The following is a 21,678-nucleotide window of genomic DNA, read 5'->3' as shown; positions in this document are numbered from 1 at the left end:
TGTTAAAAAGTGGGCCGCCTTGCAGCAACAACTGCAAGCGGGCCCGAGAGATTACAGATTCCGCAGCGCGGCGACTACTGCGTCGCCCATTTCCTGCGTCCCGACCTTGGTGCAACCCTGCGACCAGATGTCGCCGGTACGCAGGCCCTGGTCCAGCACCAGGCTCACCGCTTGCTCGATGGCATCCGCCGCTTCGCTGAGGTTGAAGCTGTAGCGCAGCATCATCGACACCGACAAAATCGTCGCCAGCGGGTTGGCAATGCCCTGGCCCGCGATGTCTGGCGCCGAACCGTGGCATGGCTCGTACATGCCCTTATTGTTGGTGTCCAGGGACGCCGACGGCAGCATGCCGATGGACCCGGTGAGCATCGAGGCCTGGTCGGACAGGATGTCGCCGAACAGGTTGTCGGTGACGATCACGTCGAACTGCTTGGGCGCACGCACCAACTGCATGGCGGCGTTGTCGACGTACATGTGGCTGAGTTCGACGTCCGGATAGTCCTTGGCCACTTCTTCGACGATCTCGCGCCACAGCTGGCTGGAGGCCAGGACGTTGGCCTTGTCTACCGAGCAGACCTTCTTGCCGCGCACGCGGGCCATGTCGAAACCGACACGGGCGATACGGCGGATTTCACTCTCGCTGTACGGCAGGGTGTCGTAGGCCTGGCGCTCGCCATTTTCCAACTCACGCACGCCCCGTGGCGAGCCAAAGTAGATACCGCCGGTCAGCTCACGCACGATCAGGATATCCAGGCCCGCCACCACTTCCGGCTTGAGGCTCGACGCGTCGGCCAGTTGCGGGTAGAGGATTGCCGGGCGCAGGTTGCCGAACAGGCCCAGTTGCGCACGGATTTTCAGCAGGCCGCGCTCCGGACGGATGTCACGTTCGATCTTGTCCCATTTCGGCCCACCCACGGCGCCGAGCAGCACCGCGTCGGCAGCACGGGCACGGTCCAGGGTTTCGTCGGCCAGGGGCACGCCATGCTTGTCGATGGCAGCGCCGCCGATCACGTCGTGACTCAGTTCAAAGCCCAGGCTGTACTTGCTGTTGGCCAATTCCAGGACCTTGACCGCTTCGGCCATGATTTCCGGACCAATGCCGTCGCCAGGGAGAATCAGAATCTGCTTGCTCATGGGTTCCTCATTTCATCAAGCGACCCGCCCTCGGGCAGGTCGGGAAAATTATTAGCGTTCGGCCCAGACCACCAGCACGTCGGTGCTGAAGGTGCCATCGGCTTGAATCTCAAAATAATCGCGCACTTCCTGGCCCATCGCCTTTTGCAGCTCCAGGATCGCGGCGCGCAATACCTCTGGCGTGCGCATGCGCTCGACCCACGAGGTGTATTCCAGGCGCAGGCGCTGGCGATTGCTGTTGCGTACATGCAGGCCGGCTTCGCTGAGCTGGCGCATCCACTCGCCGGCGGAGTAATCGCGCACATGGCTGGTGTCGCGCAGCACTTCGACGGTTTGCAGGTAAGTGTCCAACAGCGGGCTGCCCGGTGACAAGACATCGACAAACGCCGCTACGCCGCCCGGCTTGAGCACCCGGCGCACTTCGCGCAGGGCCTGGCCCAGGTCGCTCCAGTGATGGGCCGAGTAGCGGCTGAACACGAAGTCGAACTCGCCATCGGCGAACGGCAGGCGCTCGGCGGCGCCGTGCAGGGTACGAATATTGTCCAGGCCACGCTCTGTGGCAGCGGCGGCGACCACGTCGAGCATCTGCTGCGACAGGTCGTAGGCCACCACTTCCTTGACCAGCGGTGCTACGTGGAAACTCACGTGACCGGCACCACAGCCCAGGTCCAGCAGTCGTGCAGCGCCCTGCCCGGCCAGTTCGGCCTGCAGCAGTGCGAATTCGCTGCCCTGGGCGTGCACGGCACTGCTCAGGTAGGCCGAGGCCTGTTCGCCGAATTGTTTTTGCACGACTTGGGTGTGGGCGGTGTTGGTCATGGTGGCTTTCCTCAGGTTTTGGGGTGGCTGTACGGGCGCTATCGCAGGCAAGCCAGCTCCCACAGTTGGAATGCATTCCAGTGTGGGAGTCGGGCTTGCCCGCGATGGGGCCCGCACGGTTACCGCAAATCAGGCATCACGAAACAACCAAGGCTGGCTGGCCCGGTGCTTGGCTTCAAACGCGGCAATTGCCTCGCCGTCCTGCAAGGTCAGGCCGATGTCGTCCAGGCCGTTGATCAGGCAGTGTTTACGGAAGGCATCCACTTCAAAGTGGTACACCTTGCCATCCGGACGGGTCACGGTCTGTGCAGCCAGGTCGACGGTCAACTGGTAGCCCACGTTGGCTTCCACTTGCCCGAACAACTCGTCCACTTCGGCATCGCTCAGGATGATCGGCAACAAGCCATTCTTGAAGCTGTTATTGAAGAAGATATCGGCGTAGCTCGGCGCGATGATGCTGCGAAAACCATATTCTTCCAGGGCCCACGGCGCGTGTTCGCGGCTGGAGCCGCAACCGAAGTTTTCCCGGGCCAGCAACACGCTGGCGCCCTGGTAGCGCTCGGCGTTGAGTACGAAATCCTTGTTCAACGGGCGCTTGGAGTTGTCCTGGTAGGCGTAGCCCACGTCCAGGTAGCGCCACTCATCGAACAGGTTGGGGCCAAAGCCGGTGCGCTTGATCGACTTCAAGAACTGCTTGGGGATGATCTGGTCAGTGTCCACGTTGGCACGGTCTAACGGCGCGACCAGACCTGTGTGTTGGGTAAAAGCTCTCATCGGGTATTCCTCAGATCAATTCGCGAACGTCGATGAAACGACCGTTGACGGCAGCCGCAGCGGCCATGGCCGGGCTGACCAGGTGAGTACGACCACCGGCGCCCTGACGCCCTTCGAAGTTACGGTTGGAGGTGGACGCGCAATGCTCGCCGGACTCCAAACGGTCCGGGTTCATCGCCAGGCACATCGAGCAGCCCGGCTCGCGCCATTCAAAGCCGGCTTCGAGGAAGATTTTGTCCAGGCCTTCGGCTTCCGCCTGGGCCTTCACCAGGCCCGAACCTGGCACCACAATGGCCTGCTTGATGGTCGAGGCCACCTTGCGGCCCTTGGCGATCACCGCCGCGGCGCGCAGGTCTTCGATCCGCGAGTTGGTGCAGGAACCGATAAACACACGGTCCAACTGGATGTCAGTGATCGCCTGGTTGGCTTTCAACCCCATGTACTTCAAGGCGCGCTCGATGGAGCCGCGCTTGACCAGGTCGGCTTCCTTGGCCGGGTCCGGCACGTTCTGGTCAACGGCCAGGACCATTTCCGGCGAGGTGCCCCAGCTGACTTGCGGCTTGATCTGGGCCGCGTCGAGTTCAACCACCGTATCGAACACCGCATCCTTGTCGGACACCAGGTCTTTCCAGGCTTCTACGGCGGCATCCCAATCGGCGCCCGCCGGTGCAAACGGACGACCCTTGACGTATTCGACGGTTTTTTCATCCGCCGCGACCATGCCCACGCGGGCACCGGCTTCAATGGACATGTTGCAGATGGTCATGCGGCCTTCGATGGACAGGTCGCGAATGGCGCTGCCGGCGAATTCGATGGCATGGCCGTTGCCGCCAGCGGTGCCGATCTTGCCGATCACCGCGAGCACGATGTCCTTGGCGGTGACACCAAAGGGCAAGGTGCCTTCGACCAGCACCAGCATGTTCTTCATTTTTTTAGCAACCAGGCACTGGGTGGCGAACACATGTTCCACCTCGGAAGTGCCAATACCGTGGGCCAGGGCGCCGAACGCGCCGTGGGTCGAGGTATGGGAGTCGCCGCAGACCACGGTCATGCCCGGCAAGGTCGCGCCCTGCTCCGGGCCGATTACGTGGACGATGCCCTGGCGCACGTCATTCATCTTGAATTCGGTGATGCCGTACTCGTCGCAATAGTCGTCGAGGGTCTGGACCTGCAAACGCGAGACCTGGTCGGCAATGGCTTCGATACCGCCCTTGCGCTCCGGGGTGGTCGGCACGTTGTGGTCCGGGGTGGCGATGATCGAGTCGACGCGCCATGGCTTGCGCCCGGCCAGTCGCAGGCCTTCGAACGCTTGGGGCGAGGTCACTTCGTGGATGATGTGACGGTCGATGTAGATCAGCGACGAGCCATCATCGCGCCGTTTCACTTCATGGGAATCCCAGAGTTTGTCGTAAAGCGTTTTGCCGGCCATCAGTCGGTCCTCATCAGCGTCTTTCTATGCCCTGGGCGTTGAACGATTCAATAACCCTTTGGCTTGTGAGGCTGATGCTATGGCGTTACATTAAATAACTCAAATTCATATTTTTCATGCTTTGGATAACCAGCTGGAATACGACCATGGACCTGGCCAACCTCAATGCTTTTATTGCCATCGCCGAAACCGGCAGCTTCTCCGGGGCCGGGGAACGCCTGCACTTGACGCAACCGGCAATCAGCAAGCGCATCGCCGGCCTTGAGCAACAACTGAAGGTGCGCCTGTTTGATCGACTGGGCCGGGAAGTGGGCCTGACAGAGGCCGGGCGTGCCCTGCTGCCCCGCGCCTATCAGATCCTCAATGTGCTGGATGACACCCGCCGCGCCTTGACCAACCTGACTGGCGAAGTCAGCGGACGCCTGACCCTGGCGACCAGCCATCACATCGGCCTGCACCGCCTGCCCCCGGTGTTGCGCACGTTCACCCGGGAATACCCGAACGTGGCACTGGATATTCAGTTCCTGGATTCGGAAGTCGCCTACGAGGAAATCCTCCATGGCCGTGCCGAAGTGGCCGTCATCACCCTGGCCCCGGAGCCCCACAGCCTGGTGCGAGCCACCCCGGTGTGGGACGACCCCCTGGATTTCGTGGTGGCGCCCGAACATAGCCTGGCCAGCAACGCCAGCATCAGCCTGGCCGACATTGCCCGGCACCCGGCGGTATTCCCCGGTGGCAACACCTTTACCCACCATATCGTGCACCGGCTGTTCGAGGCCCAGGGCCTGACGCCGAACATCGCCATGAGCACCAACTACCTGGAAACCATCAAGATGATGGTCTCCATCGGCTTGGCCTGGAGCGTGTTGCCGCGCACCATGCTCGATGATCAAGTGGCCAGTATCGCTTTACCGGGCATACAGCTCAGTCGCCAGCTAGGCTATATCGTGCACACCGAAAGGACGCTGTCGAACGCTGCGCGGGCTTTCATGAGCCTATTGGATGCACAGGTCGATCCGGCTGGGATGCCGGCATGAGGCCGTGCGGCCTGTAGACCCTGCTCCCGCGCCGAACGCCCATCGAGCCAAGGCCCCTTGATAATGCCCAACCCTGTCGATCCCGTGCCGCCGCTGCCGCGCATTCACGCCCTGGACCCCCAGCAGGCGGAACAAAGCTGGGAAAACGCCCCGCAACTGCTGGCGGCGCTCAATGCCGCACGGCTCGGCGCCTGGAGCTGGGATATCGACAGCGGGCGGATCAGTTGGTCGCGCGGCACCCAGGCGCTATTCGGCTTCGACCCCCGGCAGCCATTGCCCAAGGACCTGGACTACCTCGACCTGCTGGCCGCCGAGGACCGCGGCCGCGTGATCCGGGCGTTTCACGCGGTCCTGGCCGGCGCACCCTTCGAACAAGCCATGCATCACCGCATCCAGTGGCCGGACGGCAGCCTGCACTGGCTGGAAATCAATGGCAGCCTGCTGCCGGATGCGTCCGGGCGCCGGCGCATGATCGGGGTGATCCGCGAAACCACCCAGCAGCGCGAACGCGAACATGCCCTGGGCCACTCCGAAAAACGCTTCGCCACGCTGTTCCACCTGTGCCCGAACATGGTCCTGCTGACCCGCCAGGAAGATGGCCTGATCAGTGAAGCCAACCAGTATTTTGAAAGCCTGTTCGGCTGGCCGGTGGCCGATGCCATTGGCCGCACCACCCTCGACCTGGGGCTGTGGGTCCACCCGGAGCAACGGGCCCTGTTGGTCAGGGCGACCCAGCGCAAGGGCGAGCCCATCACCATGGAGGTGCAATTTCGCGCCAGCAACGGGCAAATCCATGACGGCACCCTCAGCGCACAAAAGGTCGAGCTCGAGGGCCAGGCCTACCTGATCAGCACCTTCCTCGACACCACCGAACGCAAGAACGCCGAGCAGGCCCTCAAGGACAGCCAGGAACGCCTGGATCTGGCCCTGGACTCGGCCCAGTTGGGCACCTGGGACTGGCATATCCCCAGCGGCATGCTCTACGGCTCGGCGCGGGCCGCGCAGTTGCACGGCCTGGATCCGCACCCGTTCCATGAGTCGTTCGACGCGTTTTTTGAAGGCATGCCCGATGAAGAGCGCGCCAGCATGCGCGATGCCTATCGCACCTTGCGTGAGGGGCCGGCGGGCAACTACCAACTGACCTACCGCGTGCAACTGGAAGACGGCAGCTCGCGCTACCTGGAAAGCCGCGCCCGCCTCTACCGTGACGCGCAGGGCACGCCGGTGCGCATGGCCGGCACCTTGCTGGATATCACCGACCAGGTGGAACGCGAACAGCGCCTGAGTGCCTCTGAAGAGAAGTTCGCCAGCCTGTTCCTCGCCAGCCCCGACCCGATCTGCGTCACACGCCTGGCTAGCGGCGAGTTCATCGAAATCAACCCCAGTTTCAGCCAGACCTTTGGCTGGGCCGCCGCCGAAGTCATCAACCACACCGCCGAGCAGATCGGCCTGTGGGATCAGCCAACCCAGCGCCTGCAGCGCATCGAGCAGGTGATCCGCGAGCAGGCGCTGAACAACGTGGCGATCATCGTCCACCACAAGAACGGCCAGCGCCTGACCTGCATGATTTCCAGCCGGCTGATCAAGGTCGGCAACCAGCCCTGTGTGGTCACCACCCTGCGCGATATCACCCAGCAACAGCGCTCGGAGGCGGCGCTCAAGGCCAGTGAGGAGAAATTCGCCAAGGCCTTCCATTCCAGCCCCGATGCGGTGTCCATTACCGAGCGCGACACCGGGCGCTATGTGGAGGTCAATGACGGCTTCTGCCGCCTGACCGGCTACCGCGCCGAAGAAGCCATTGGCCTGACCCTGTATCAGATCGGCATCTGGGCCGATGAAAACCAGCGCGCCGCGCTGTTGGCCGAATTGCAGATCAAGGGCCGCATCCATCACCTGGACATGCTCTGGCACAACAAACGTGGCGAGTTGCTGGCGGTAGAAGTGTCGGTCGAGCCGATTACCCTCAATGAAACCCCGTGCCTGCTGCTGACCGCACGGGATGTCAGCCTGCTCAAGAGCGCGCAGGCGCAGATCCGCCACCTGGCCTATCACGACCCGCTGACCAACCTGCCCAATCGCGCCTTGCTGATGGACCGCCTGAGCCAGCAGATCGCCCTGCTTAAACGCCACAACCTGCGGGGTGCGCTGCTGTTTCTGGACCTGGATCACTTCAAGCACATCAACGATTCCCTCGGCCACCCGGTGGGCGACACCGTGCTGAAAATCGTCACCGCGCGCCTGGAGGCCAGCGTGCGCATGGAGGACACCGTGGCGCGCCTGGGAGGGGACGAATTCGTGGTGCTGCTCAGCGGGCTGGAAGGTACTCGGTTAGAGGTCAGCAAGCAGGTGCAGTTGCTGTCCGACACCCTGCGCGAACTGTTGTCCGAGCCGATGTTTCTCGATGGCCAGCGCTTGCAGGTCACCCCCAGCATCGGCGTGGCGCTGATTCCCGACCACGGCTCGACCCCGGCCGACCTGCTCAAGCGCGCCGATATTGCCCTGTACCGGGCCAAGGATTCGGGGCGCAATACCACGCAGATGTTCCATAACAGCATGCAACGCACCGCCAGCGAGCGCCTGCGCATGGAGACAGACCTGCGCCTGGCGTTGTCGCGGGGCGAGTTCAGTGTGCATTACCAACCCCAGGTCGATGCCCGGGGCAATCGCATTGTCGGCGCCGAGGCCCTGGTGCGCTGGCAGCATCCGCAGTTGGGTGCGCAATCGCCGACGGAGTTCATCAAGGTTCTGGAAGACAGCGGGCTGATTCTCGAGGTGGGCACCTGGATCCTCGACGAAGCCTGTGGTGCCTTTGCCCGGCTGATCGCCGAAGGCCTGGTGGAGCCGGACGGCTTCAGTCTGTGCGTGAATATCAGCCCCCGACAGTTTCGCCAGAACGATTTTGTCGAACGGGTAGAGCGCAGCCTCAAGCAGCATCAACTGCCGTTCACCTTGCTGAAACTGGAAATCACCGAAGGCATCGTGATCCAGAACCTGGACGACACCATCGGCAAAATGCGCCGCCTGAAAAAACTCGGGGTCAGCTTCGCCATGGACGATTTCGGCACCGGTTATTCGTCATTGACCTACCTCAAGCGCCTGCCGGTCGATGCCTTGAAGATCGATCAATCGTTTGTGAGGGACGCCACCCACGACCCGAACGACGCCGAAATCATCCGCGCGATCGTGGCCATGGCGCGCAGCCTGAACCTGGAGGTGATTGCCGAAGGCGTAGAAACGCCCGAGCAACTGGCGTTCCTGCAGGGGCTGGGTTGCCATCTGTATCAGGGTTATTTGCACAGCCGGCCGTTACCCCTGGATGCATTTATAGAGCTGTTACGGCCAGGCGCCGGGACCTGAAGAGCGCTCTGGGTCCCTGCGCCGGGTATCACACTAATTTCAATGCCCGGTGGAAGTGCCCCTGCCAGTGCGAGTTTTCCAGGCTGAGTTTTTGCCCATACAGGTCCAGCTTGCCGTCGATCACCGCCACCGAGTGGTAGGTGTTGGCCAAGGTGCCCGTGGTGCCACGAGCCAGCTCTTCAACCGTGCTTTCACGGATATAGGCAAACAACCCAAGCCGACGCAATGCGGCGCCGGGGTATTCACCATCGTTGAGTGTTGCCATGGCAACCTCGTAACTTTGGTTGCCACGCGAATCGTTGTTTTCCACCTGGGCCCGCTTGGCACTCACGGCGTACAAGAAGTTGGCATCGTCCAGCAGCGCCGGATTGCTACCCTTCAAGTTTGAGGCAGCCTTGGCCTGTTTCAGTTCATCGTGGGTCAGGGTCAGCTTGAAGGAATCCCTCATGAGCACTTCATAACCCTCAGCCGTGGCGGTGATCTTTTTAAAGATGCCTTGGGGATTTTGTCCAAACCGCATCATGGCCGCCTTGATCGCTGACACGGTGACACAGTTGCCTTCTGCCCCCTGGTAAAAACCGTTCCAGATATCTGCGGGCTGGGTGCCTATGGGCACACTGGATAATTTCAGGTCAGGTAAATCGACGGTTGCGGGCGATACGCCAGGCACAGTCTGGTCATTGAATAACATATAACCGTAACTTCTATCAACCCGCTGTTTTTGCCCATAATTATGTTGGGTATTGTCCATGACAAACGCGGAGCCAAAATTATGGGTTTCCACCACACCTACGGCGCCGCTGGCGGCCATGTAAGTGGCAGGCACAAACTGGGCAAAACCAATCATCCCCATGCCCCGCAGGCAGTTCTGCATCGTTTCACCCTCAAGGCTCTTGTGCAGGACCTTGTCGAAACTGTCATAGCCACCTGCTTGTTGTTTGCGCTTGGCAAAAGCGGCGAGTACAACGTTGGCGTCGTTGATGGCTGCTCGGTCGTTGCCGGAAAATCGCGAGGCCTGCGCCGTAAGTTTTAGTTCATCATGGGACACATGAACCTTAAACTCATCTTTCATCGTAATGTCATAACCATCACCGGTCGATTTAATCTCATCAAACATATCGCGGGGGCTTTGACCAAAGGTCATCATCATCATTTTGATAACAGCCGCATGGGTACTATTGTCAAAATGCTCACCGAATCCACGGGGGGTGGCGGTAAAGGCATTCACGATATCTTGGGGCTTCTCCCCGCCACTAGTTGAAAAAACGTCAGCAGAAACAGCATTGACAGGTTTATCACCCAGCCTATAACTGTCAGTAAATGACCGATTGAGCATATTCACATTCATGACAACCTCCTAACCACAGACTTATTGAAAGTATGACAAGCAAGACATCGCGCAAACCCGCGCATGCCAAGCATCAGGAAAACCCAAAGTAAAATTAACGTTAAAAACCTGCGCAGGAAAACAACAGCCACTCTTATAATTTAAAACGACAACTACACAACACTACTGATCACCCGATTAACGCCACTGCATCCCCATACCGCGGCGCCCTGCCTTTTCGACCCCATAACTCTTCCTTGCCGTCGATCACTGCGACCGAATGCCGGGCGCGGTTGACCATCCCGACCTGGCCGCGGGCCAAGGTATTTACCGGGACATTTTTTATATGCTTCTTTAAGCCCAAGCGCTCGAACCCTTCCCCTGCGCCACGCTCATCTTCACCATCATTGAGACTGCGGATGGCCGCGCTGAAACTTCTCGCCGCTCGACCATCGTTGTTTTCTATCTGCGCACGCTTGGCACTGGCAGCAAACAAAAACTCAGCGTCCTTGAGCATGCCCCTGTCGCGCCCAAAAAAACGTGCGCCCGCTGCCGCCTGTTTCAACTCCTGGCTGGTCAACGTCAAATGAAAACCGTCACGCATCGTCACGTCATAGCCGCGCTCGGTTTTACTGACATTTTTGTAGATATCAGTGGGGCTTTGTCCAAACTTGTGCATGGCGGCCTTGATCGCTGAAACCGTTACGCAATTGCCATCCGGCCCTTGGCGAAAACCACCCCAGATATCATCGCATTTGGCCCCATTGCGCTTGGTCGACAAATCCGGAAGAGGTGTCTGGGGCTTTGGCACTAACGGTATGGGCTTGATTTCAGGCGTGACAGGCGCGGGAACAACCTTGGCTTTATCAAGCTCCTTGCCACCCGACAGCAGCGCTGTAATTTGGCTCAAGAACGTACTGAACATTGAAATGATGGTTTGCAAATCCGCCGCCTGGTTTGCCCCACAGCCGTCCAGGTCAGCGACATGCCTGGGCGAGTGCTGATGGGAAAACCTGCTGACAGCCGAGCCCTGTAGCGAGGGGCTAGCGCTCTCAATACTAAAAGCTCCTGCCAAGTACCCGGAACCATTACACATGACGCTGGAAGCACGGTTAACGCTTGAAACAGACATGTTTTTTCTCGCACAAAGTGCCCCTCCGGCCGATCGCTGACCGGAGAAGCAACTGATTGAAGTTAGAGGTCTATTGGCCCAAGAGGCGCGTTAAAACCGGCGATAGGGACGCGCCGACCACCCCATTTCATCAGGGCGGCATTCCGGCCCCGCAGCGGTCACATCCGGCTCAGGCCCAGGCTTATCCGGTAGCACTTCAGGGTTTGGTAGCGGGGATACCTCAGGCGTTACGCGACTGTCATTCGGGACGGTCGGTTCAGGCACCGCGTCGGGTGTCACCGCTGCAACACGGTTGGGCACCAAGCCCGGCCTCGCCCGACCATCACTCCCAGGCACCTGGGTATCAGGCGTCACCTTCGCATCGTTACCGGGCACTACCGTCGGCTTGGACTGCGGGCCAGGCCTCAGCTGAGCGTCGTGGCGTATCACCACACCTGGCTCGGGTTCGAAACGAGGCGTCACTGTGACGCCGCCGCGCGGGCTGGGTGGCTGGTAAGTCGATGGGCAGTGGCAGTTGTTCACATTCACGTTCACCTGCACATGGTTGTCCGACGACACCTTGGCCTGCGCTTCTGGAGTCCCTGGCATAACCTTGACCTGCGGCAGCACCACAGGTTGTTTGCCGCCATCCAACAGTACCTTGACTTCTTTGCCGGGAGTCGCGGGCTTGGTGTCCGTGTCCAGTTTTTGCTCGGGCTTCTTATCGCTATCAACCAGGACCTTGGCGTCCTTGCCCGCGGGCACGGGCTTGCTTTCGGCGTCCGGTTTTAGCTCCGGTTTCTTGTCGCTATCAACCAGGACCTTGGCGTCCTTGCCCGCAGGTACGGGCTTGCTTTCGGCGTCCGGTTTTAGCTCCGGTTTCTTGTCGCTATCAACCAGGACCTTGGCGTCCTTGCCCGCAGGTACGGGCTTGCTTTCGGCGTCCGGTTTTAGCTGGGGCTTCTTGTCTGTATCAAGCAGTAGTTTGGTGTCGTTGCTCGCAATCGCAGGCTTGCTCTCAGTGTCGGGCTTCTTCTCGGCTAGCTTGTCCGCATCGAGCTGCTTTTTTAAAGCCTGGCCTGAAATCAACAGTTTGCCGGTGGTCTGCGGTGTGTGCGTAGTAGGTTTGTCTCCACCCACCTGTGCCTTTGCATCCTTAGTGGAAATGGCGGCTCTGTCCCCAAGAGCGGGTCTGGTTTCAGACGGTTTATCCGCCGTGGGCAAGGCCTCGGAAGGATGCTTTTTACCCGACAACACATCTCGCATTGCCTTGAAGAGCAGTTCGAACATATCCAGCAGCTTTGCAAGAGCATCCGTACTGACAGTTGTATTTTCCCGCCCAACTTCAACATGCCGAGTGTGTTCCGGCACTACGCTCGACTTAGTATTTAACAACTTACTCACATCACCACTTCCAGGCGGCGCGACCAGATCAAGCTGATGATTAGCAACATTGACGCTCGGAGGATTATTAACAGACAGATAAGACATTATTCATCCCTCTTTCAGAAAAGCACCAGGACGTTCAGACGCCCATGACAAACACTGTTTTTTTATGACTTGAAACGGCAGCGACCGTATCGAAGTCACTGGATTCGTGGGGAAATAAGCGTTCTGGTTCCAGATATCGCGGAAAACATAAGGACACTAAAAGGTAACTTAGGACTTTTACCCATGGACTTCTGCCGAAAACCTGCTTTTCTACGGCTTGTGCCTGATAAAAACACGTCATACCCGTTAATAAACTGCTGCGAGGAAAAAAACCGTTATGATTCGCCGAGTGTGCATGACAGCGCCCATGATATTTCCCGCGCGACTAAGACTGCTGCCATGCATCCAAACAAAGAAACACTCTAACTATGCAAACACGCACCCAACCAAGAAAGTTACACACACCTGCTAGCAAACAAATAAAACAACACACCCTCAACTAAACAAAACTCCCCTCGCTATCGATTAAAACACCTGCAACCTCCTTCAAGCCCCTAAACAAAAAAAGGGCGCCAGAGGCGCCCTTTTTGCAGATGATGAAAGATTTAAAAATATGCGCTTAGTGTTGCAGCGCCGGCTTCTGCGCCCCATTGATCGGGATACGCTTGGCCTTCGCTTCTTCCGGCACGACCCGCAACAGATCGATGCTCAGCAAACCGTTACTCAGGTCCGCAGCCTTGATCTCGATATGGTCCGCCAAGCGGAATGACAGCTTGAAGGCCCGCTGGGCAATGCCTTGATGCAGATAGGTGACACTCTCAGCCCTGGTGTCGCGCTTGCCGCCGCTGACGGTCAACACGCCCTTCTCCACCTGCAACTCCAGATCGTCTTCCTGGAAACCGGCGGCCGCGATCACAATGCGGTATTGGTCTTCGCCATGTTTCTCCACGTTATAAGGTGGGTAGCTGCTGCCCGGCTCATTGCGCAATGCGGTCTCGAACAGGTCGTTGAAACGGTCGAAACCCACGGAAGAGCGGAACAACGGCGCCAGGGAAAATGCGGTACTCATAGGTCAAATCTCCTGAAATATCAGCAAGGTTCTTTATCTCCACGACCCGAGTTCGGCATCGTGTAATCCCTAGATAAGGACCACCCATTACATTTCAAGAGAGGCTGTAAGAAAAATTTCAGGCCGCTTGCGGGTGAGGCATACCGAGCAAACGACTGACCTGCAGCAGATCGGTTTCCCGGCGCAGCGCAGTAAACAGCTCCACGGCTTGCGGGTAATTGCGCGTCAGCATCGCCAGCCACTGCTTCAAACGGCCAGGAGCCTGGCGCTCAGTCAGTTGCGCTACAGACTGCGTCCAGAACTCCCGGAGCATGGGCTGCATCTCCTCCCAAGTCATCTCTACCACCTCTTCACCTGCACGCGCAGCGGCGATTTGCCGGGCCAGGTCGGGACGCGCTACCAGGCCGCGGCCGAGCATGATGTCTTCGACCCCACTGATCTCGCGGCAGCGCCGCCAGTCCTCGACGCTCCAGATATCACCGTTGGCAAATACCGGCACCTTGACCACGTCCTGCACGCGCGGGATCCATTCCCAATGGGCGGGGGGCTTGTAGCCATCGGCTTTGGTCCGCGCATGCACCACGATGTGCGCCGCGCCACCTTCGGCCAGGGCCGTGGCGCACACCAGTGCGCCATCCGGGCTGTCGAAGCCCAGGCGCATCTTGGCGGTCACCGGGATATGCGCCGGCACCGCACGACGCACGTGCTCGACGATCTGGTTGAGCAGCTCCGGCTCCTTGAGCAGCACCGCACCGCCACGGGATTTGTTGACGGTCTTGGCCGGGCAGCCGAAGTTCAGGTCGATTACCTGCGAACCCAGCTCGCAGGCCAGCGCGGCGTTTTCCGCCAGGCACACGGGGTCGGAACCAAGCAACTGCACGCGCAACGGCACACCCGCAGCGGTCTTGGCGCCGTGCAGCAGTTCAGGGGCAAGCTTGTGGAAATAGGCCGGGGTCAGCAGGCGGTCGTTGACCCGGATAAATTCGGTCACGCACCAATCGATACCGCCCACCTGGGTCAGCACATCCCGCAGGATGTTGTCGACCAACCCCTCCATGGGCGCCAAGGCAATTTGCATGGAAAACACTCAACGAAAAACGTGGCGCAGTTTACTGGGTTTCCCACAGTAACCGTTAACCCCCTTGTCAGATGTGCAACGCCACGCCATAGCCCTCGATAAACTCCGCCGGCATGCGCTTGGGCTTGCCACTGGAGAGTTCGATACAGACAAAGGTGGTTTGTGCACGCAGCAAGGTGGTGCCATCACTGGGGCGTATCAGTTGGAAGCGCCGGGTCATTTTCAGGCGCTGGTCCCAATCGACGATCCAGGTCGCCAATTGCAACTCATCACCTTCGTAGCCCGCCGCCAGGTAATCGATTTCATGGCGCACTACCGCCATGGCCCGATCCAGGCGCCGGTACTCGCTGAGGTCCAGGCCCAGGCGCTGGGAATGGCGCCAGGCGCAACGCTCCAGCCAGGAAACGTAGACGGCATTATTGGCATGCCCCAGGCCGTCGATATCCTCAGGGGCCACCTGCAGATCGATGATAAACGGCTTTGCCAAGTCCCAGCCCATGCCCTGCTCCCGGTCGATTAATGTCGGCGGCGAGCAGTGTAACCCATCGTTCGGCTCAAGCGGTTTGCCGCGCTGGTTCACGACAGCCGGCCAGTAGCGCCAGTACGCCTTCGACCACCCGGGGATCGGCCAGGACTTTCTGGTGCCCGCCTTGCTCCAGGCGCAACAGGCGGCTGTCGAACCAGGCCTCGTGGATCATCTGCGAAGCCTTGACCGGGACGAAGGTATCGTCTTCGGCATGCACGATCAGGCCCGGGATATTCATTTGATAGTGCGCCACATCCAGGTGCTTGAGCGGGATGCCCAGGGAGTACTCGACCTCTTGGATAAACGCCGCCCGTGCCCGCGCCGGCATGCCGACCACTCCGGCAAAGCCGCGCAATACATCGAGCAAGCGGGAAGGCGCGGCAATGCTCACCAACGCATTGGTGCGCAGGCCCAACTGGATGGCCAGCATCGCACTGGCGCCGCCCATGGAGTGGCCGACCACCGCGTGCAACGGCGGCAACTCAGCGGCAGCCTCCAGCATCGCCCGGGCAAACAGCACCACGTGGGCCTCGCGGCCCGGCGAGCGGCCATGGGCCGGACCGTCGAGGGCAATCACCGAGTAGCCGGCACCCACCAATGCGTTGATCAGGCTGGCGAACTGGGTCGGGCGCCCTTCCCAGCCATGCATCATCAGCACCGCCGGGCCCTGGCCCCAGCGCAGGGCCGACAGGCCAAAGCGCAAGGTGATGCGCTCGGCCTGCGCCAGCAGCGGCAATTCCCAATCACGCGGCGGCAGGTCCCGCGGCGTCATGAAAGCGCGACGCATCTGGTTGGCGATGGTCTGCGGCGCCAGCCTGCCCACGGTGCCGTTGACACGACGAATCCAGCTCAAGGTGCTCATCCATTCACTCCCCAGGCCCGCAAGCCTTGTTCAGCGCACTGCCGACTTGGAGGCGCGTAATACACGGTCCGACAATTCGCCAGGCCCCAGCGCCCGGGCCAATGCCAGGCCACCAATCATCAAGGCCATGTCGGCCAGGGCCTTATCGGTGTCTTCCGGGCTGGCAGCCAGTTGTGCGGCCATCAGTTCGACGTGCCGGTTCAATACATCGCGAAATTCATCTGGCAGGCGGCTCATCTCGCCGACCGTGGCCGGGATCGGACAGGCCTGGGCGGTGGAATCACGGTGCTTGCGCGACAGGTAGAACGCCGCCACCAGGGCTCGGCGCTCTTCGCCTGTCAGGCTGGGGTCCATATCGTCGATAGACGCCCGACGCGTGGCCAATAGCTGCTCGAACGCCTCCAGCATCAAGGCGTCCTTGCTTTCAAAGTGGGCGTAGAAGCCACCAACGGTCAGCCCCGCCGCCCCCATGACTTCACCCACACTCGGTTCGGCCGGGCCACGCTGGATCAGCGCGGAGCTGGCGGCCTGCAAAATACGTTCACGGGTTTGCGCTTTCTTATCGCTCATGACGGCCTCCGAATATTACGGTTAAAATATTATCTTCATAATAATTTTTAGCAAGCGCTGAATTCGACCGTTGGTCAGAAGAAGTTCTTTGAAAGAGGGAGGGAGAAAACCCAAACGCCAGACAAACAAAAGGGCCATTCAATAATTGAATGACCCTTAAAAATCCCGCAGAGCGGGTAATCGTGGCGTCCCCTAGGGGACTCGAACCCCTGTTACCGCCGTGAAAGGGCGGTGTCCTAGGCCACTAGACGAAGGGGACACAAACCTTCTATACAACTGATCAGGCTGAACCTGATCGATCCAAGGACGGTGTGGCCGGAACCTTGAACCTGTAAATTGGTGGAGCTAAACGGGATCGAACCGTTGACCTCTTGCATGCCATGCAAGCGCTCTCCCAGCTGAGCTATAGCCCCGATTTTTCGCCTGGCGGCGCAGCAGATCTTGCGAGCTGCTTGTTGAAACTGGCGTCCCCTAGGGGACTCGAACCCCTGTTACCGCCGTGAAAGGGCGGTGTCCTAGGCCACTAGACGAAGGGGACAAAACCTTCTGTACAACATGATCAAGCTGGGCCTGATCGATTCAAGGACGGTGTGGCCAGACCTTGAACCTGTAAATTGGTGGAGCTAAACGGGATCGAACCGTTGACCTCTTGCATGCCATGCAAGCGCTCTCCCAGCTGAGCTATAGCCCCTCATCGGTGAGGACGGGGCGAATCTTAATGGCGCTTTGAAAGGCTGTCAAATTTATTTTCAACAATTTCCAAAGTTTTTTGCCGGGATAACAATCACTTACCGTCAAAACCCCGCAAAGCCGGGGTTTTGCCCTCACCAACGCTTAACTAGGCGATAGCAGCCAGCAGCTTTTCCCATTCCTTGTTTTCTTTCTTTGATACACCGCCAAGCAAATCAAGGGCTTGGCGCAGACGGAAACGGGTCAGGTCCGGACCGAGGATTTCCATCGCATCGAGTACCGACACCGAGCTGGCTTGCCCGGTAATCGCGGCAAACATCAGCGGCATGGCATCGCGCAGCTTCAGTTCCAGGGATTCGACCACAGCCTGGATGGTCGCGGTGATGGCCTCTTTTTCCCACTGGCGCAGGCTTTCGAGTTTCCACAGGATCAACTGCATCAACTGGCGAACCTGGTCAGCCGAGAGTTTTTTCGACTCGAACAGCTTGGCATCCGGGTTCACGCCACCGGCAAAGAAGAAGCTGGCCAGCGGGGCGACCTGGCTGAAAGTCTCCACCCTGCCCTGCACCAGCGGTGCGATCTTCATCATGTACTCGGGGTTCAACGCCCACTGCTGCACACGGCTGGCGAACTCTTCCACCGGCAGGTCACGCAGCCATTGGCCATTGAGCCACGACAGCTTCTCGATATCGAAAATCGGCCCGCCCAGCGAGACGCGGGACAGGTCGAAGTTATCGACCATCTCCTGCAGCGAGAACTTCTCGCGCTCGTCCGGCATCGACCAGCCCATGCGGCCCAGGTAGTTGAGCATCGCTTCAGGCATGAAGCCCATACGCTCGTAGAAGGTCACCGAAGTCGGGTTCTTGCGCTTGGACAGCTTGCTCTTGTCCGGGTTACGCAGCAGCGGCATGTAGCACAGCTGCGGCTGTTCCCAGCCGAAATATTCGTAAAGCAGGATCAGCTTGGGTGCCGACGGCAACCATTCTTCACCACGCAACACGTGGGTGATGCCCATCAAGTGGTCGTCGACCACGTTGGCCAGGAAGTACGTCGGTAGGCCGTCGGTCTTCATCAGCACTTGCATGTCCATGCGGTCCCACGGGATCTCCACGTCGCCACGCAACATGTCCGGCACCACGCACACGCCTTCGCTCGGCACTTTCATACGGATCACGTGCGGCTCACCGGCGGCCAGGCGCGCGGCCACTTCTTCCTTGGACAGCAGCAGCGCGCGGCCGTCGTAGCGCGGGGTTTCGCCGCGGGCCTGTTGCTCGGCGCGCATCTGGTCCAGTTCTTCGGCAGTGCAGAAGCACGGGAAGGCGTGGCCCATATCGACCAGTTGCTGGGTGTATTGCTTATAGATGTCGCTGCGCTCGCTCTGGCGATACGGGCCGTGCGGGCCGCCAACATCCGGGCCTTCAGCCCAAGTGATGCCCAACCAGCGCAGGGCATCGAAAATCTGCTGTTCCGACTCACGGGTCGAACGCACCTGGTCCGTGTCTTCGATCCGCAGGATGAATTCACCGCCGTGCTGCTTGGCAAAGCAGTAGTTGAACAAGGCGATGTAGGCAGTACCGACGTGGGGATCCCCAGTAGGCGATGGCGCGATGCGCGTGCGGACGGTGGTCATGGCGGGTCTCGAATGGGCAATAAAGCTGAAAATAAAACAAGGGGCGAATGGTAACAGCCCCAAGCCCCCTGGCTCCAGCGTAGGCCGATCAACAAAGGGCATATAAGCCAAGGTTGGGGCTGGAACCTCGACATGGCTATTTGCCAAATCGTTAGCTGGCTATATTCCATTACCTTTTGTAACTGACACTGCGCCGCCATGCCTGCCCAACTCAAACGCCGCCTGTTTATCTTCCTGTTTATCGTCGCCCTGGTCGCCGCGGGCTTCTTTGCCCATTGGTTCTTCAAGGGACGTTTTTATGAAAGTACCGATAACGCCTACGTGCAGGGCGAGATCACCCGGGTCTCCAGCCAGCTTGGCGCGCGCATCGCCGAGGTGAAAGTGGGCGATAACCAGCACGTAGAAAAAGGCCAGTTGCTGGTCATCCTGGAGCAGGACGACTTCCTGCTGGCCATCGACCGCGCCAACGCCGCCCTCGCCACCCGCGAAGCCGAGCGTTTGCAGGCCACGAGCAAGCTGACCCAACAAGCCAGCCTGATCGCGGCCGCCGATGCCCAGGTGGCGTCCAGCCAGGCGACCCTGGGCCGCGCGCAGATCGACTTGTCCCGCGCGCAAACCCTGCGCAAGCCCGGCTATGTCTCGGAAGAACGCGTCACCACCCTGTCTGCCGACAACCACATCGCCCGCTCCCAGGTCGCCAAGGCCCAGGCTGACTCCCAAGGCCAGCGCCAGCAAGTCAGCGCCCTGAACGCCGAGATCAAGCGCCTCGACGCGCAGATCGCCAATGCCCGCGCCGACATCGCCCAGGCCGAACTGAACCTGACCCGCAGCGAAATCCACGCGCCCATCAGCGGCCTGGTTGGCCAGCGCGCCGCGCGCAACGGCCAGTATGTGCAGGCCGGCGCGTACCTGCTGTCCATCGTTCCCGACCAGGACATCTGGATCCAGGCCAACTTCAAGGAAACCCAGATCGGCCATATGGCCCCTGGGCAGACGGCCGAGTTGACCTTCGATGCCTACGGCGATACCCCCATCGAGGCGCGGGTCGACAGCCTGTTCGCCGCCTCCGGCGCGCAGTTCAGCCTGCTGCCGCCAGACAATGCCACCGGCAACTTCACCAAAGTCGTACAACGAATCCCGGTAAAACTCACCTTTGCCGCCGACAACCCACTGCACGGCAAGATCCGCCCTGGCATGTCGGTGACCGTCAAAGTGAAGATCCAAGACCCTGACCATGGCCGGTGATCAACTGCTGCGCCCGGTCGGCGAACCGACCCGGCGCGACTGGATCGCGGTAATGAGCGTCATGCTCGGCGCCTTCATGGCGGTGCTCGACATCCAGATCACCAACTCCTCGCTCAAGGACATCCAGGGCGCGCTGTCGGCCACCCTGGAAGAAGGCTCGTGGATTTCCACCTCCTACCTTGTAGCCGAAATCATCATGATCCCCCTCACCGCCTGGCTGGTGCAGTTGCTCTCGGCACGGCGCCTGGCGGTGTGGGTCTCGGTGGGGTTCCTCATCGCTTCGCTGATGTGTTCCATGGCCTGGAGCCTAGAAAGCATGATCGTGTTCCGCGCCCTGCAAGGCTTTACCGGCGGTGCGCTGATCCCGCTGGCCTTCACCCTGACCCTGATCAAGCTGCCCGAACACCATCGTGCCAAGGGCATGGCGATGTTCGCCATGACGGCCACCTTTGCCCCCTCCATCGGCCCGACCATTGGCGGCTGGCTCACAGAAAACTGGGGCTGGGAATACATCTTCTATATCAACGTACCGCCAGGGCTGCTGATGATCGCCGGCCTGCTGTATGGCCTGGAGAAAAAGGCCGCGCACTGGGAATTGCTCAAAAGCACCGACTACATGGGCATCTTCACCCTGGCCGTGGGCCTGGGTTGTTTGCAGGTATTTCTTGAAGAGGGGCATCGCAAGGACTGGCTGGAATCGAGCCTGATCGTCAGCCTGGGCAGCATTGCCCTGTTGAGCCTGATCACCTTCGTCATCGTGCAGTTGTCCAAGCCCAACCCGCTGATCAACCTGGGCATCCTCGCCAACCGCAACTTCGGACTTTCAAGCATTTCCAGCCTGGGCATGGGCGTGGGGCTGTATGGCTCGATCTACCTGCTGCCGCTGTACCTGGCGCAGATCCAGAACTACAACGCCCTGCAAATCGGCGAAGTGATCATGTGGATGGGGGTGCCGCAGTTGTTCCTGATCCCGCTGGTGCCGAAACTGATGAAATACGTGTCGCCGAAGTGGCTTTGCGCGGTGGGATTTGGCCTGTTCGGCTTTGCGAGTTTTTCCTCGGGCGTGCTCAACCCGGACTTTGCCGGCAGCCAGTTCAACCAGATCCAGATCATCCGTGCCCTCGGCCAGCCGCTGATCATGGTCACCATTTCGCTGATCGCCACCGCGTACATCCTGCCCCAGGACGCAGGCTCGGCGTCGAGCCTGTTCAATATCCTGCGTAACCTGGGCGGTGCCATCGGTATTGCGCTGCTGGCAACGTTACTGGATGCGCGGACCAAGACCTACTTTGACTACCTACGCGAAGCCATTGTGCCGACCAACCCGCAGGTGGCCGAGCGCATGGCGATGCTGACCCAGAAGTTTGGCAATGAGACGGCAGCGCTGGGCAAGCTCAGTGAGATTGCGCATCAACAGGCGCAGATCATGGCCTACAACGATGCATTTCACTTTGTGGGGTTGGCGTTGGCGGTGAGCATGCTGGCGATCTTTCTGACCAAGGCGTTGCCGGCGGGGCTCAAGGCTGGGGAAGTCCACTAGACCGAGTTGCCCCTATCGCGAGCAAGCTCGCTCCCACATTCGACTGCATTCC

General features: G+C 59.9%; 17 protein-coding genes and 4 tRNA genes. 4 read left to right on the top strand and 17 right to left on the bottom strand.

Annotation, left to right across the window (positions count from 1 at the left end):
* Positions 1-51 precede the first annotated feature (51 nt).
* From leuB to leuC, 4 genes are all read right to left on the bottom strand, one after another.
* The gene (gene leuB, locus HBO11_RS01770; protein ID WP_169953458.1) at positions 52-1,134 is read right to left on the bottom strand and encodes a 3-isopropylmalate dehydrogenase; all 1,083 of its coding nucleotides are present in this window, start codon (positions 1,132-1,134) and stop codon (positions 52-54) included.
* A gap of 51 nt (positions 1,135-1,185) precedes the next feature.
* Positions 1,186-1,950 carry a class I SAM-dependent methyltransferase gene (locus tag HBO11_RS01765; protein WP_169953456.1) on the bottom strand — a complete coding sequence of 255 codons (765 nt, stop codon included), beginning with the start codon at positions 1,948-1,950 and terminating at the stop codon, positions 1,186-1,188.
* Between the two features lie 129 nt (positions 1,951-2,079).
* Positions 2,080-2,724, bottom strand: coding sequence for a 3-isopropylmalate dehydratase small subunit (leuD, locus tag HBO11_RS01760; protein WP_169953454.1), 645 nt, complete (start codon positions 2,722-2,724; stop codon positions 2,080-2,082).
* Between the two features lie 10 nt (positions 2,725-2,734).
* The gene (gene leuC, locus HBO11_RS01755) at positions 2,735-4,153 is read right to left on the bottom strand and encodes a 3-isopropylmalate dehydratase large subunit (protein WP_169953452.1); all 1,419 of its coding nucleotides are present in this window, start codon (positions 4,151-4,153) and stop codon (positions 2,735-2,737) included.
* 146 nt (positions 4,154-4,299) lie between these two features.
* Between leuC and HBO11_RS01750 the strand changes: the two genes are divergently transcribed.
* The gene (locus HBO11_RS01750; protein ID WP_169953450.1) at positions 4,300-5,190 is read left to right on the top strand and encodes a LysR family transcriptional regulator; all 891 of its coding nucleotides are present in this window, start codon (positions 4,300-4,302) and stop codon (positions 5,188-5,190) included.
* A gap of 63 nt (positions 5,191-5,253) precedes the next feature.
* On the top strand, positions 5,254-8,547 hold the full coding sequence (locus HBO11_RS01745; RefSeq protein ID WP_169953448.1) for an EAL domain-containing protein: 3,294 nt from the start codon (positions 5,254-5,256) through the stop codon (positions 8,545-8,547).
* A gap of 28 nt (positions 8,548-8,575) precedes the next feature.
* Here the strand turns inward: HBO11_RS01745 and HBO11_RS01740 are convergent, their stop codons facing one another.
* From HBO11_RS01740 to gltX, 13 genes are all read right to left on the bottom strand, one after another.
* Positions 8,576-9,895 carry a hypothetical protein gene (locus HBO11_RS01740; protein ID WP_262380933.1) on the bottom strand — a complete coding sequence of 440 codons (1,320 nt, stop codon included), beginning with the start codon at positions 9,893-9,895 and terminating at the stop codon, positions 8,576-8,578.
* Between the two features lie 169 nt (positions 9,896-10,064).
* Complete coding sequence (locus tag HBO11_RS01735; protein ID WP_346266866.1) at positions 10,065-10,817, bottom strand: hypothetical protein; 753 nt, start codon at positions 10,815-10,817, stop codon at positions 10,065-10,067.
* Positions 10,818-11,096: 279 nt separating this feature from the next.
* The gene (locus HBO11_RS01730) at positions 11,097-12,476 is read right to left on the bottom strand and encodes a hypothetical protein (protein WP_169953446.1); all 1,380 of its coding nucleotides are present in this window, start codon (positions 12,474-12,476) and stop codon (positions 11,097-11,099) included.
* Positions 12,477-13,035: 559 nt separating this feature from the next.
* On the bottom strand, positions 13,036-13,485 hold the full coding sequence (locus HBO11_RS01725) for an Hsp20 family protein (protein ID WP_169953444.1): 450 nt from the start codon (positions 13,483-13,485) through the stop codon (positions 13,036-13,038).
* Positions 13,486-13,603: 118 nt separating this feature from the next.
* Positions 13,604-14,563: a tRNA-dihydrouridine synthase gene (locus tag HBO11_RS01720; protein ID WP_169953442.1), complete on the bottom strand. Its 960-nt coding sequence runs from the start codon at positions 14,561-14,563 to the stop codon at positions 13,604-13,606.
* Positions 14,564-14,630: 67 nt separating this feature from the next.
* Positions 14,631-15,062, bottom strand: a complete 432-nt coding sequence (locus HBO11_RS01715; RefSeq protein ID WP_169953440.1) for a thioesterase family protein — start codon at positions 15,060-15,062, stop codon at positions 14,631-14,633.
* Positions 15,063-15,117: 55 nt separating this feature from the next.
* Positions 15,118-15,951, bottom strand: coding sequence for an alpha/beta fold hydrolase (locus HBO11_RS01710; protein ID WP_169953439.1), 834 nt, complete (start codon positions 15,949-15,951; stop codon positions 15,118-15,120).
* A 30-nt stretch (positions 15,952-15,981) separates the two neighbouring features.
* Positions 15,982-16,521, bottom strand: a complete 540-nt coding sequence (locus HBO11_RS01705) for a TetR/AcrR family transcriptional regulator (RefSeq protein WP_169953437.1) — start codon at positions 16,519-16,521, stop codon at positions 15,982-15,984.
* A 183-nt stretch (positions 16,522-16,704) separates the two neighbouring features.
* Positions 16,705-16,780 (bottom strand) — tRNA-Glu (locus HBO11_RS01700).
* A gap of 78 nt (positions 16,781-16,858) precedes the next feature.
* Positions 16,859-16,934 (bottom strand) — tRNA-Ala (locus HBO11_RS01695).
* 49 nt (positions 16,935-16,983) lie between these two features.
* Positions 16,984-17,059: transfer RNA gene (locus HBO11_RS01690), tRNA-Glu, on the bottom strand.
* Positions 17,060-17,136: 77 nt separating this feature from the next.
* Positions 17,137-17,212, bottom strand: a tRNA-Ala gene (locus HBO11_RS01685).
* 147 nt (positions 17,213-17,359) lie between these two features.
* Positions 17,360-18,841: a glutamate--tRNA ligase gene (gene gltX / locus HBO11_RS01680; RefSeq protein WP_169953435.1), complete on the bottom strand. Its 1,482-nt coding sequence runs from the start codon at positions 18,839-18,841 to the stop codon at positions 17,360-17,362.
* Between the two features lie 198 nt (positions 18,842-19,039).
* Here gltX and HBO11_RS01675 point away from each other — a divergent pair, with 198 nt between their 5' ends.
* Together HBO11_RS01675 and HBO11_RS01670 are read left to right on the top strand one after the other, a co-directional pair.
* Positions 19,040-20,086 carry an HlyD family secretion protein gene (locus HBO11_RS01675; RefSeq protein WP_169953433.1) on the top strand — a complete coding sequence of 349 codons (1,047 nt, stop codon included), beginning with the start codon at positions 19,040-19,042 and terminating at the stop codon, positions 20,084-20,086.
* Positions 20,076-21,626, top strand: coding sequence for an MDR family MFS transporter (locus HBO11_RS01670; protein WP_169953431.1), 1,551 nt, complete (start codon positions 20,076-20,078; stop codon positions 21,624-21,626). The genes HBO11_RS01675 and HBO11_RS01670 overlap by 11 nt, the downstream gene beginning before the upstream one ends.
* The last annotated feature ends 52 nt before the right edge of the window (positions 21,627-21,678 follow it).

Source organism: Pseudomonas sp. WS 5010 (assembly GCF_012985565.1).
Classification (GTDB): domain Bacteria; phylum Pseudomonadota; class Gammaproteobacteria; order Pseudomonadales; family Pseudomonadaceae; genus Aquipseudomonas.
This window is presented reverse-complemented; position numbering and strand designations above follow the sequence as displayed.